Here is an 11193-nt window from a genome sequence, read left to right as displayed (position 1 = left end):
TAGAATGAAAAGAAAGAAATTTGGCAGAAAGGGAGGGTGGCGATGCAGGAGATGGTTACAGATTTTTTTGGACGCCCACTTCAAGATTTGCGTATATCTGTCATTGATCGTTGCAATTTTAGATGTACATATTGTATGCCAGCGGAAGTGTTTGGGCCAGATTATGCTTTTTTGAAAGATGAGTTTTTACTGACGTTTGATGAAATTGAGCGTTTGGCAAAACTATTTGTTAGCATTGGTGTACGAAAAATTAGACTTACTGGTGGCGAGCCACTACTTCGTAAAGATTTAACAAAACTTATTGCACGTCTCGTGAAAATTGACGGGCTATTAGATATAGGATTAACGACCAATGCAATTCATTTAACGAAGCAAGCAAAAGTATTAAAAGAAGCTGGATTACATAGAGTAAATGTTAGTTTGGATGCAATAGATGATGATGTATTTAAGGCTATTAATGGCCGGAATATTAATACGAAACCTGTTATAAAGGGAATTATGGCTGCAAAAGAGGCTGGGCTTGATGTAAAGGTAAACATGGTTGTGAAAAAAGGGATGAATGATCATCAAGTACTTCCGATGGCTGCGTATTTTAAAGAGCAAGGAATCCCGCTTAGGTTTATTGAGTTTATGGATGTTGGTAGTACAAATGGATGGAATTTTGATCAAGTTGTTACGAAGCGAGAGTTAATTGAGATGATTCATCGCGTGTATCCGCTTGAGCCAGCTGAAGCGCATTATTTTGGTGAAGTTGCGAAGCGATATCGTTACGTTGGAACAAATATTGAAGTCGGTTTTATTACTTCTGTTTCTGAGTCCTTTTGTTCCTCTTGTACGAGAGCGAGAATTTCAGCAGATGGAAAGTTTTATACTTGCTTATTTGCGACAGAGGGACTCGACCTAAGGGAACTTCTTAGAGGAAATCTTTCGGATGAGGAGTTAGTAAGCGTTATACAAGATGTATGGATGAATAGAAAAGATAGGTATTCGGATGAACGGACAGAAGAAAGTGCGAAAAATCGTCCGAAAATTGAAATGTCTTATATAGGAGGATAAGAAGGGAGGCTATCGTATGCAGGAGCGATATTCAAGGCAAATATTATTTTCTGGTGTTGGAGAAGAAGGACAGAGAAAAATTAGAGAGAAGCATGTGCTTATTATTGGTGCTGGAGCTCTTGGTGCAGCAAATGCAGAAGCGATTGTTAGAGCAGGTGTTGGAAAAGTAACAATTGCGGATCGTGATTATGTAGAGTGGAGTAATTTACAAAGGCAACAATTATATACAGAAGAAGATGCAAAGCAGTATAAACCGAAGGCGGTAGCAGCGGCAGAGCATTTAAAAGCGATTAATTCTGAGGTGGAAATAAATCCGGTTGTGACTGATGTAACAGTGCAGGAAATGGAAGAGTTAGTGAAGGGTGTAGATTTAATATTAGATGCGACAGATAATTTTGAAACGCGTCTTCTTATTAATGATATTTCACAAAAGTATAATATTCCATGGATATATGGTGGTTGTGTCGGAAGTTACGGAGTAACGTATACAATTGTACCAGGAAAAACACCGTGTTTCCGCTGTTTAATGGAGCATCCAGCAAGCGGAGCAACATGTGATACGGCTGGTATTATACAGCCGGCGGTGCAATTAGTAGTTGCGCATCAAATAACAGAAGCGTTGAAAATATTAGTAGAAGACTATGGGGCGCTTCGCGAAACGATGTTATCGTTTGATCTTTGGAATAATCAACAGATGGCATTTAAAGTGAATAGACAGAAAAAAGAAACGTGTTTATCTTGCGGAAGATTACGTACATATCCGAGTTTAACATTTGAAGCACAAACGAAAACAGAAGTGTTATGTGGACGAAATACAGTACAAATCCGTCCAGGTGTGCGGAATGAATTTAATTTAGAAGAAATTAAAAAGCGCTTACAAAGAAGTGTGGATGTAAAGGCTACTCCGTATTTAGTATCGTTTCTGGTAGAGGAATTTCGTTTTGTTTTATTTACAGATGGCAGAGCTTTTATTCATGGGACGAATGATATAAATGTAGCAAAACGTTTATATACAAGATACATAGGTTGAACCTAAAGGGAAGTCCTTTAGGTTCAACAGGGAGAAGGTTAAGACTTTCTCGCATAATCTCCACTTTTTCCACCTGTTTTTTCAAGTAAGTACGTTTCGCCGATAATCATACCTTTATCAACAGCTTTACACATATCGTACACGGTAAGAGCGGTAGCGGAAGCAGCTGTTAAAGCTTCCATCTCAACACCGGTGCTACCTTCTGTTTTAACTTTTACTTCAATCAGTAATCGATATTGTTCATCGGATTGTTTCCAATCGAAAGAAACGTCAACACCTTTTAATAATAAAGGATGACACATTGGGATAATATCAGAAGTGCGTTTTGCAGCCATAATACCAGCGATTTGTGCAACTGCTAATACGTCACCTTTCCCGATTTCATTATGAGAGATTTTATCGTAAATTTCTTTCGTAACGACAATGCTAGAGCGCGCAATTGCTGTTCGAACGGTTGCTTTTTTGTCGCTTATATCAACCATTTTCGCGCGTCCTTGGTCATTAAAGTGTGTGAATGAAGACATGGAATTCCTCCTTGAAGTAATTTCTATTTAATATATAAAGTTTAATCGAGATAAAAAAAATTGCAAATATGGGGTGAGAAACGATGGTAGAAAAACGAATTCCGATTCAAGTTGCTGAGGCAGTAGAGAGAGTAATGGAATATGCGAAAATTGGTGAAGTAGAAGAAGTTTCTATTACGGAAAGTTACGGGAGAATTCTTGGGGAGGATGTTGTCTCTGATCATGACGTTCCTCATTTTGATCGTTCTCCTTACGATGGTTTCGCAATTCGAGCGGAAGATACGAAAGAAGCAAATCAAGAGAATGCAATTGAGTTTGAAGTAATAGGAGAAATCGGAGCGGGGTCTGTTTTTCTAGATACAGTAGGATCTTTTCAGGCGGTTCGTATTATGACAGGAGCAGCTATTCCAGCGGATTGTAATGCAGTTGTAATGCTAGAACTGACGGAAGGCTTTGAGAAGAACGGAAAAACATATATGAAGTTAAAGCGTCCTTTTCATAGTGGCGACAATGTGTCATTTAAAGGGGAAGATATAAAACAAAATCAAGTTCTCGTTCAGAAAGGTGTTGCAATTAATCCAGGTGTTGCGGCCTTATTAGCGACGTTTGGATATAGTACTGTGAAAGTTGTAAAACAGCCTGTTGTTGGTATTGTGACGACAGGAAGTGAATTGTTAGAAGTACATGAGTCGTTACAACCGGGGAAAATTAGAAATAGTAACTCTTATATGATTGCTGCTCAAATTATGAAAGCTGGAGGTAAAGTCCGATATTATGGCCAACTTGCCGACGAGTTAGATGCATGTTTTACAGCTGTTCAATCAGCGATGGATGAAGTTGATATTTTAATTACGACAGGCGGTGTGTCGGTAGGAGATTATGACTACTTGCCGGCTATTTATGAAAGATTACAAGCGAATGTACTCTTCAATAAAATAGCGATGAGACCAGGAAGTGTAACGACTGTAGCTGAAGTTGATGGAAAGTTACTTTTCGGTTTATCAGGGAATCCGTCAGCTTGTTACGTAGGATTTGAGCTATTTGTGCATCCAGTTATAAAAACATATTTGAATGCGAAACAACCTCACGTATATAGAGCAGATGCTATTTTACAAAAAGATTTTCCAAAGCCGAATCCGTTTACTCGTTTTGTAAGAGCAAAGGTGACAATTGTGGACGGGGCATTACAAGCGATGCCGGTCGGTTTAGATAAATCGAGTGCGGTATCTTCACTTGCAGATGCGAATGCTTTTATTGTGTTGCCTGGAGGAACGAGAGGCTTTGAGGCAGGGATGAAAGTGTCTGTATTATTGTTAGAGCACGCTGAGGGATGTGATTGGCCATGGGCAAAGCCCCTTCAATCTTACAAATAGTAGGGTATCAAAATAGCGGGAAAACAACACTTGTTGAGAAAATTGTACATGTATTAACTGAAAGCGAAATGAAAGTTGCTACGATTAAACATCACGGGCATGGAGGGTTTCCAGAAGTAGCGCAAAAAGATAGTGAAAGGCATAGAAAGGCCGGTGCTGTCGTAAGTAGTGTAGAAGGTGCTGGGTTACTTTCATTGTCATCATTAAGAGAGGAATGGTCCTTGCAAGAAATTATCCGTTTATACGAGTTTTTTGAAGTGGATACAATTTTAATTGAGGGCTATAAAAAAGAGAGCTATCCAAAAGTGGTGTTACTTCGTTCTGCGGAAGACGTTGAACTTTTACATAAAGTAGAAAATATAGTAGCAGTTATTACGTGGTATGATGCTCCTGCAAACTTACGAGAAGAATATAAAGTATTTCATATAACAGAAGAAAAATTGTACATAGACTGGTTTTTACAAACGGTAAGGAGTGCGAAATGAAAAATACGTATTATGAAGTAATTGATACAGAAATTTCAATTGAAGAAGTAGCGAATAAGGTTATTCGCCGCGAATGTGGTGCTGTTACAACATTTATTGGAACGGTTAGAGAGTTTACGAAAGGGCGTCGTACATTATACTTAGAATATGTCGCTTATAAAACGATGGCAGAAAAGATGCTAGAGAAAATCGGATCAGAAGTGAAAGAGAAGTGGCCAGGTACACACGTTGCGATTACACATCGCATCGGTACACTGCAAATTTCTGATATTGCGGTTGTTGTGGCTGTTTCAACGCCGCATCGTAAAGCGGCTTATGAAGCAAATGAATACATTATGGAACGCATAAAACAAATTGTTCCAATTTGGAAAAAGGAGTTTTGGGAAGATGGAGACTCTTGGATTGGCGATCAATTAGAAAAAACGCCATATCCGGCGGGAGAGCCTGGGAAGGAGCTATAAGTATGATTCGAGTATTGTTATTTGCGAACTTGCAAGAAGAAGCAGGAAGAAGTGAATTACAAATAGAGAAAGAAAGTATTACGGTTGCAGAGTTAAAAGATGTTATTGCAAAAGAATATAATGTACCAGTCACAGAACCAATTATGGTTGCGATTAATGAAGAATATGCAAATGAAGATGATACAATTCAATCTGGTGATGTTGTTGCACTAATCCCACCAGTGAGCGGTGGTTAATATTGGATTCATTAAAACGACTTTCCTATATAGGGAAAGTCGTTTTTTTATGGCGTTTTTGAGAACACTAACGTATAGAACAAGGAGGGCGTTATGAAAAAATTATGTGTAATGCTAACAATGATATGTTCTATCTTTTCCTTTTTGCCAAGTTATTCTTTGGCAAAAGAATCGAATGAACAACTTTTAGAAAGTGCATTATTAAATCGATATTATTCTGTGATAAGACAAGTGACAGAAGACCAATATGAATGTGCTTCAGTTATCAATATAAAGCGTCTCGGCAAGAATGGTGAGTTCGTTCCTAGATATGAAGTGACGCTACAATTTCTTACATTTCAAGGAGCACATAATCCGCCAAATGATAAAGTTACGCTTACTTTGGAAGATTATTTAGATCACGTAAGGATAAAGAAAGTGGAGCGAGAAAAGAATGTTTCTGGTGCTATTGCAGAAAAGATTTGTGAAAGGGAAAAAGAAAAAATAAAAGCTCACTCTACTGATTCAGAGTGATAACCTATGACATTTAGTAAAGAAAGGTAATGAGCGATGGATATATTTTTAGCGATTTTACCAGCTATATTTTGGGGAAGTATTGTGCTATTTAACGTAAAACTGGGAGGGGGGCCTTATAGTCAAACGCTCGGTACAACGTTTGGCGCGCTTATTTTCTCGATTGTTGTTTATATTTTTATGAAACCAGTATTGACTCCTACTGTTATCGGAGTTGGTATTGTGTCAGGTTTATTTTGGGCGCTCGGTCAGGCGAATCAATTAAAAAGTATTGATTTAATGGGCGTTTCAAGGACGATGCCGATTTCAACAGGACTTCAATTAGTTGCGACAACTTTATTTGGAGTCATCGTATTTCATGAGTGGTCCACGACAATATCAGTTGTCCTTGGTGTTTTGGCCCTCGTTTGTATTATTATCGGTGTTATTTTAACATCGCTTCAAAGTGAAGAAGAAAAGAGTGCAGAGCAAGCGGGGAATTTTAAAAAAGGCATTATCATTTTATTGATTTCAACAGTCGGCTATTTAGTTTATGTAGTAGTGATTAGACTATTTAAAGTAGATGGTTGGTCAGCTTTGTTGCCACAAGCAGTTGGTATGGTGTTAGGGGGGATTTTGCTTACGTTTAAACATCATCCATTTAATAAATATGCAATACGAAATATTATTCCAGGATTAATTTGGGCAGCTGGAAATATGTTTTTATTCATTTCACAGCCGCGTGTTGGAGTGGCAACAAGTTTCTCGTTATCGCAAATGGGAATTATTATTTCGACACTTGGTGGGATTCTTATATTAGGTGAAAGAAAAACGAAACGTCAATTAACAGGGATTGTTGTCGGTATCATTTTTATTATTGCAGCCGGAATTATGTTAGGTATAGCAAAAAGTTAAAGGAGGTATGGAAATGTATAGTGATTTAGAAGGAAAGGTTGTCGTTATTACAGGATCAGCAAGTGGTCTTGGAAGAGCAATGGGAGTAAGGTTTGCTGCGGAGAAAGCAAAGGTAGTGATTAACTATCGCTCACGGGAGTCAGAAGCGAATGATGTGTTAGAAGAAATTAAAAAGGTAGGCGGAGAAGCGATTGCTGTAAAAGGTGATGTGACGGTCGAATCAGATGTGGCGAATCTCATTCAATCTGCTGTAAAAGAGTTTGGTACGCTTGACGTTATGATTAATAATGCAGGGATAGAAAATGCGGTACCATCGCATGAAATGCCGCTTGAAGATTGGAATAGGGTAATTAACACAAATTTAACTGGTGCTTTTTTAGGAAGCCGTGAAGCGATTAAATATTTTGTAGAACACGATATTAAAGGATCTGTCATTAACATGTCGAGTGTTCATGAGAAAATTCCGTGGCCGCTATTCGTGCATTATGCAGCTAGTAAGGGCGGTATGAAACTAATGACAGAAACGTTAGCGATGGAATATGCACCAAAAGGTATTCGAGTAAATAATATAGGGCCAGGTGCAATTAATACGCCGATCAATGCAGAAAAGTTTGCTGATCCTAAAAAACGTGCTGACGTAGAAAGTATGATACCGATGGGCTACATTGGAAAACCGGAAGAAATTGCAGCAGTCGCAACGTGGCTCGCTTCCTCAGAGGCGAGTTATGTAACTGGAATTACGCTATTTGCAGATGGTGGAATGACGTTATACCCATCGTTTCAAGCTGGGCGAGGGTAATAGAAAAGGACGAAGAGATAAAACTCTTCGTCCTTTTTTACAAAAAAAAATAGCGGCCAGCTATTTTAAATTTAGTGATTAATTGTATCTTGAAGATATTCTGTTGCTTGATGTTCAGAAACATTTTGTACGAGTGCAACTTCACTAATCATCATTTTTCGGGCATTATCTAGCATTTGTTTTTCGCTCGCATTTAAAGCTCTCTCTTTATTGCGGCGAAGTAAATCCCGAACAACTTCTGCACTATCTTGCAGATTGCCGTTTTTCATTTTTTCCATATTCATTGTATATCTTTGTTTCCAGGAAAGTGATGTATCTGATTCCCCGTTTTGAAATTCAAGAAGTATATCATCTAACGTACCTTTATCTACGATATAACGAATACCTGATTTTTGTAATTGATCCATCGGAAGCATTACTTGCATATCCTTACTAATGATACGTATTACACAATATTGACGTATTGTTCCTAATATTTCTTTCTCTTCAATGGCTTCGATGACTCCTGCGCCGTTCATTGGATAAACGATTTTATCACCAATTTGAAACAAATCATCCACCTCCATATGTGGTAACCATCTTTAATGATAGCATAAGTAAATGTAAATGTAAATGTCAAATTTTATATAATACCATAATAATTACATTTGAGTCAATAAGTAAAAGCTCTTTTTATATATATTTTTTTTACTTTTATTTATGGATGATTTTTTTAGAAAAATAGTACAGGTGGAGAAAGGAGGCATATCCACTTATTTTTAAGCATAAAATGTAAAATCGCTAATACAATATACCTAAATCCGTTCTTTGCAAAGGAGGGAGAGAAGGTGGGGCGCACAATAAAAATTGATATTACAAATAAAGTGGTAGCTAAATTTAGACCAGATTATTTGGAATTGTATACGAGTAAATTTATGATAGGTAAGTTTTATGTCTATACTGAAGGTAAACAATATGTGTTAGAAGACGGATATATATATGAAGACGGAAAGTTTTATCGCATCATAGATACGCACCGTGGCAATAATCAAGCGGCGGAGGGCTGCGATCTAGGATGGTGTTAACATGATTCGTGTAAAAGTGTTTGATGAAAGTCACGAAAAAGACTTAGAAGACGCTGTAAATGTTTTTTTGAAAAAGATTGATGATAGTAACTTTGTAGACATTAAGTACCAAGTCGGTGTTTCTATTAACGATGACGAAAACCAAATTTATTGTTTTTCAGCAATGATCGTTTATAAAGCATAAAAAAGAGCTGGATGAGCCAGCTCTTTTTTATGCTTTATGTTGGGACAACATGTGTCGGTAATACGTTCATAATAGATTGGGTTGCGCCTAATTTCTTTGTCGTTAAAAGAGGCTCCCCTGTCTCATGATTTTGGGCATCTTTACACATACCAAGGTGATAACGATCACCTAAAAATGGATCAATATAAAAACCGTTTTTGAATACTTTATCATTCGGATGTTTTTCATGGTGAATATCAGAGCAGTTAATGCAATAGAACATAGCGTTCAACCCCTTTTTATTTTTGTTTGAAAAAAGTGAGTCGGTAGTCATTTCGCTCCTAAGGAAATGTTGAGGAGAAGAGAAATAACTACCTACTCAAATGGTGGGCATATTCCTTCTGATTTTTCATATCTCGCGTAGTGTCCCTGAGGGAAGGAGGAGAGACGAAATACGCATGATATACGTAAGGCGCTTCTTCCAAGATGAATGATGGAGTTTCATGTTGAGAGAAGTTTTTATTTTTTGTTGCCTTTGTGAGTATATTATGAGGAAATGTTCGGAGGGTGTTTGTCCTGTTGAAAAAATGTTGAGAATTTCTCAACAGTAAAAAAGCGTTAGCGTTGACATGAAACTAAAAGGTATTATATTATCGAAGTGTAACCAAAAGGTGTTATATTTGATTGCCGAATAAAGGAGAATGGAAATGGAACAACAAAATACATTAACTGACATTAAACAAACGATCGTTTTTAACGCGCCTATTCAAAAGGTGTGGAATGTAGTATCAACTGCAGAAGGGATTGCCTCATGGTTTATGCCAAATGATTTCGTATTAGAGGTAGGACATGAATTTCATATACAATCACCATTTGGACCATCACCATGTAAAGTATTAGAAATCGATGAGCCAAATCATCTATCTTTTTCATGGGATACAGATGGCTGGGTTGTTTCATTTCATCTGAAAGACCTAGGAGATAATAAAACAGAATTTACGTTAATTCACGGCGGCTGGAAACACCCTGATGAAATTCTTCCGAAAGCGAATGCGAAGAGCTCTATTATTCGCGACAGAATGAGCGGAGGCTGGGTAGCGATTGTAAATGAAAAACTGAAAAAGGTTGTCGAAGGCTAAGTGTCCTCATCAGCAGCGAAATATGATGTGTTTCAAGCAATTGCTGATCCAACCCGCCGAGAAGTAATACGATTATTAAGTGATAAAGAGTTACCGATTTCCAAAATAACGGATCATTTTCCGATGAGTCGTACCGCGGTTGTAAAGCATCTTCATATTCTTTCGGAAGCGAATTTAGTAAGCGGAAGAAAGAGCGGAAGAGAGAAGATATATCGCTTGCATCCAGAACCATTAGAGGAATTACAACAGTGGCTCTCGTATTATGAACGTTTTTGGGATAATAAATTGTCCATGCTGAAACATATTGTGGAGAATGAAGAGTAAAAGAGGATGACCATTTTGGTCATCCTCTTTCTTATTGCTCACTCGTTTGTGTAGCGGGCTTTAATAAAAGCCAAGCGATAATTAATGTACATACTGCTAATACGAAAGTGCTCATATAAATGACGTGTACACTTGATGCTAATGCGGATTGAGATTCGCTTACTACGTTTGCTGTAGTTCCGCCGTGTCCGCCAGATACAAGGTCAAGGTTTTTAATACCACGTGCGTGAATCATCGTATTGAAGATTGTGCCAAATACTGCCGCACCTAATGTTTGGCTAAATGTATTGATAAATGTGTTTAAACCTACTGCTGTCCCGCGTGTTTGAGCTGGTACGGCAGCTTGAATTGTTACCATGTAAATCGGTGTCACAAGCCCCATTCCTAAGCCGAATAATCCGACTGCCACATAAATAAGGAACGATGGTGAATGTGTTGATAATGTAAATAATAAGAACGTAGCGACTGATAAAATGCTAGCCCCAAGTAAAATGATTTGTTTCGTTTTTAATTTTCCTACTAAGTTACCAGAGAAAATAGCTCCAAATGTCCACATAACAGGGATTGGCATTAAAATAAGTCCGGCTTCTGTTGCATTTTTTCCTAATACACCTTGGCTCCAAATTGGAAGGTACATTGTAATACTAATAATCATTGCGCCAGCGATAAGCGTTAATATATTAATCGTAGATAATGTACGGTTAGAGAAAAGTGCTAGCGGAATTAATGGTTCCGGAGATTTTTTCTCGATGAATAAGAAAATAATGAATGAAACGACGGCGAAGATTAATAGGCCGATAATTGTTATATCTCCCCAGTTTTGCTTACTGCTACCTGTTAATAATGCGTATAGTAGAGCAATCGTACTTAATGAGAATACTGTTGCACCAAGATAGTCGATATGGTGCTTAGCAGGCTTAATAGATTCTTTGTAGTAAATGGCAATCATTAAGCAAGCGATAATTCCAAATGGAACGTTTAAGAAGAAAATATAACGCCAAGAAAGAGAATCAACTAAAAATCCGCCGACTAATGGTCCGATAACACCTGAGACACCCCATGCCCATCAACTTAAGAACGAAAACAAAATGAACTTTCGTTCAAACAAACTAAAAAACACGTAATGTACTTT

At 37.7% G+C, this 11193-nt stretch carries 16 protein-coding genes and 1 pseudogene; 13 read left to right on the top strand and 4 right to left on the bottom strand.

What is annotated here, in order from left to right; translation table 11 throughout:
- The first annotated feature begins 42 nt into the window (after nt 1–42).
- Both moaA and PDQ33_RS12250 read left to right on the top strand, forming a co-directional pair.
- Nucleotides 43–1056 carry a GTP 3',8-cyclase MoaA gene (moaA, locus tag PDQ33_RS12255; protein ID WP_001157136.1) on the top strand — a complete coding sequence of 338 codons (1014 nt, stop codon included), beginning with the start codon at nt 43–45 and terminating at the stop codon, nt 1054–1056.
- A gap of 16 nt (nt 1057–1072) precedes the next feature.
- On the top strand, nt 1073–2086 hold the full coding sequence (locus PDQ33_RS12250) for a molybdopterin-synthase adenylyltransferase MoeB (protein ID WP_001158102.1): 1014 nt from the start codon (nt 1073–1075) through the stop codon (nt 2084–2086).
- A 38-nt stretch (nt 2087–2124) separates the two neighbouring features.
- Here PDQ33_RS12250 and moaC read toward each other — a convergent pair whose 3' ends face one another.
- A complete protein-coding gene (moaC, locus tag PDQ33_RS12245; RefSeq protein WP_046198213.1) occupies nt 2125–2610 on the bottom strand; it encodes a cyclic pyranopterin monophosphate synthase MoaC in 486 nt (161 codons plus the stop codon).
- Nucleotides 2611–2693: 83 nt separating this feature from the next.
- On the opposite strand from moaC, the gene moeA reads away from it, so the two are divergent.
- From moeA to PDQ33_RS12210, 7 genes are all read left to right on the top strand, one after another.
- The gene (gene moeA, locus PDQ33_RS12240; protein WP_061132026.1) at nt 2694–3983 is read left to right on the top strand and encodes a molybdopterin molybdotransferase MoeA; all 1290 of its coding nucleotides are present in this window, start codon (nt 2694–2696) and stop codon (nt 3981–3983) included.
- On the top strand, nt 3953–4468 hold the full coding sequence (gene mobB / locus PDQ33_RS12235; protein ID WP_000513637.1) for a molybdopterin-guanine dinucleotide biosynthesis protein B: 516 nt from the start codon (nt 3953–3955) through the stop codon (nt 4466–4468). Before moeA ends, mobB begins: the two co-directional genes overlap by 31 nt.
- A complete protein-coding gene (gene moaE / locus PDQ33_RS12230; protein ID WP_000799835.1) occupies nt 4465–4929 on the top strand; it encodes a molybdopterin synthase catalytic subunit MoaE in 465 nt (154 codons plus the stop codon). The genes mobB and moaE overlap by 4 nt, the downstream gene beginning before the upstream one ends.
- A 2-nt stretch (nt 4930–4931) precedes the next feature.
- Nucleotides 4932–5165 (top strand): molybdopterin converting factor subunit 1, encoded by a 234-nt coding sequence (moaD, locus tag PDQ33_RS12225; RefSeq protein ID WP_000621789.1) that lies wholly within the window; start codon nt 4932–4934, stop codon nt 5163–5165.
- A 93-nt stretch (nt 5166–5258) separates the two neighbouring features.
- Complete coding sequence (locus PDQ33_RS12220) at nt 5259–5678, top strand: DUF3888 domain-containing protein (protein WP_000732111.1); 420 nt, start codon at nt 5259–5261, stop codon at nt 5676–5678.
- A gap of 36 nt (nt 5679–5714) precedes the next feature.
- Nucleotides 5715–6572, top strand: coding sequence for a glucose uptake protein GlcU (gene glcU / locus PDQ33_RS12215; RefSeq protein WP_000350853.1), 858 nt, complete (start codon nt 5715–5717; stop codon nt 6570–6572).
- A 13-nt stretch (nt 6573–6585) separates the two neighbouring features.
- Entirely contained in the window at nt 6586–7371 is a 786-nt protein-coding gene (locus PDQ33_RS12210; protein WP_000286685.1) for a glucose 1-dehydrogenase, read from the top strand.
- Between the two features lie 71 nt (nt 7372–7442).
- Here the strand turns inward: PDQ33_RS12210 and PDQ33_RS12205 are convergent, their stop codons facing one another.
- Nucleotides 7443–7937 (bottom strand): CarD family transcriptional regulator, encoded by a 495-nt coding sequence (locus tag PDQ33_RS12205; protein ID WP_001998466.1) that lies wholly within the window; start codon nt 7935–7937, stop codon nt 7443–7445.
- A 261-nt stretch (nt 7938–8198) separates the two neighbouring features.
- On the opposite strand from PDQ33_RS12205, the gene PDQ33_RS12200 reads away from it, so the two are divergent.
- Nucleotides 8199–8435, top strand: coding sequence for a DUF2553 family protein (locus PDQ33_RS12200; RefSeq protein WP_000533800.1), 237 nt, complete (start codon nt 8199–8201; stop codon nt 8433–8435).
- Nucleotide 8436: 1 nt separating this feature from the next.
- Nucleotides 8437–8619 (top strand): sporulation protein Cse60, encoded by a 183-nt coding sequence (locus PDQ33_RS12195; RefSeq protein ID WP_000621751.1) that lies wholly within the window; start codon nt 8437–8439, stop codon nt 8617–8619.
- Between the two features lie 34 nt (nt 8620–8653).
- On the opposite strand, the gene PDQ33_RS12190 is transcribed toward PDQ33_RS12195, so the two are convergent.
- The gene (locus PDQ33_RS12190; protein ID WP_000498984.1) at nt 8654–8881 is read right to left on the bottom strand and encodes a DUF3973 domain-containing protein; all 228 of its coding nucleotides are present in this window, start codon (nt 8879–8881) and stop codon (nt 8654–8656) included.
- 424 nt (nt 8882–9305) lie between these two features.
- On the opposite strand from PDQ33_RS12190, the gene PDQ33_RS12185 reads away from it, so the two are divergent.
- Both PDQ33_RS12185 and PDQ33_RS12180 read left to right on the top strand, forming a co-directional pair.
- Nucleotides 9306–9737 (top strand): SRPBCC family protein, encoded by a 432-nt coding sequence (locus PDQ33_RS12185; RefSeq protein WP_061132027.1) that lies wholly within the window; start codon nt 9306–9308, stop codon nt 9735–9737.
- Complete coding sequence (locus PDQ33_RS12180) at nt 9738–10061, top strand: ArsR/SmtB family transcription factor (RefSeq protein WP_000098837.1); 324 nt, start codon at nt 9738–9740, stop codon at nt 10059–10061.
- Nucleotides 10062–10092: 31 nt separating this feature from the next.
- On the opposite strand, the pseudogene PDQ33_RS12175 reads toward PDQ33_RS12180, so the two are convergent.
- Nucleotides 10093–11121, bottom strand: a pseudogene (locus tag PDQ33_RS12175) (MFS transporter); the annotation flags it as partial.
- Between the last annotated feature and the right edge of the window lie 72 nt (nt 11122–11193).

Source organism: Bacillus cereus group sp. Bc031, from assembly GCF_027716265.1.
GTDB lineage: Bacteria > Bacillota > Bacilli > Bacillales > Bacillaceae_G > Bacillus_A > Bacillus_A paranthracis.
Note: the sequence above shows the minus strand (reverse complement) of the source record. Positions and strands in the feature narration are given on the sequence as shown.

Excerpts from the sequence above, each read along its gene's own strand:
- moaA (WP_001157136.1), top strand. The coding sequence starts at position 43 with ATGCAGGAGATGGTTACAGATTTTTTTGGACGCCCACTTCAAGATTTG.
- PDQ33_RS12250 (WP_001158102.1), top strand. The coding sequence starts at position 1,073 with ATGCAGGAGCGATATTCAAGGCAAATATTATTTTCTGGTGTTGGAGAA.
- moaC (WP_046198213.1), bottom strand. The coding sequence starts at position 2,610 with ATGTCTTCATTCACACACTTTAATGACCAAGGACGCGCGAAAATGGTT.
- moeA (WP_061132026.1), top strand. The coding sequence starts at position 2,694 with ATGGTAGAAAAACGAATTCCGATTCAAGTTGCTGAGGCAGTAGAGAGA.
- mobB (WP_000513637.1), top strand. The coding sequence starts at position 3,953 with ATGGGCAAAGCCCCTTCAATCTTACAAATAGTAGGGTATCAAAATAGC.
- moaE (WP_000799835.1), top strand. The coding sequence starts at position 4,465 with ATGAAAAATACGTATTATGAAGTAATTGATACAGAAATTTCAATTGAA.
- moaD (WP_000621789.1), top strand. The coding sequence starts at position 4,932 with ATGATTCGAGTATTGTTATTTGCGAACTTGCAAGAAGAAGCAGGAAGA.
- PDQ33_RS12220 (WP_000732111.1), top strand. The coding sequence starts at position 5,259 with ATGAAAAAATTATGTGTAATGCTAACAATGATATGTTCTATCTTTTCC.
- glcU (WP_000350853.1), top strand. The coding sequence starts at position 5,715 with ATGGATATATTTTTAGCGATTTTACCAGCTATATTTTGGGGAAGTATT.
- PDQ33_RS12210 (WP_000286685.1), top strand. The coding sequence starts at position 6,586 with ATGTATAGTGATTTAGAAGGAAAGGTTGTCGTTATTACAGGATCAGCA.
- PDQ33_RS12205 (WP_001998466.1), bottom strand. The coding sequence starts at position 7,937 with ATGGAGGTGGATGATTTGTTTCAAATTGGTGATAAAATCGTTTATCCA.
- PDQ33_RS12195 (WP_000621751.1), top strand. The coding sequence starts at position 8,437 with ATGATTCGTGTAAAAGTGTTTGATGAAAGTCACGAAAAAGACTTAGAA.
- PDQ33_RS12190 (WP_000498984.1), bottom strand. The coding sequence starts at position 8,881 with ATGTTCTATTGCATTAACTGCTCTGATATTCACCATGAAAAACATCCG.
- PDQ33_RS12185 (WP_061132027.1), top strand. The coding sequence starts at position 9,306 with ATGGAACAACAAAATACATTAACTGACATTAAACAAACGATCGTTTTT.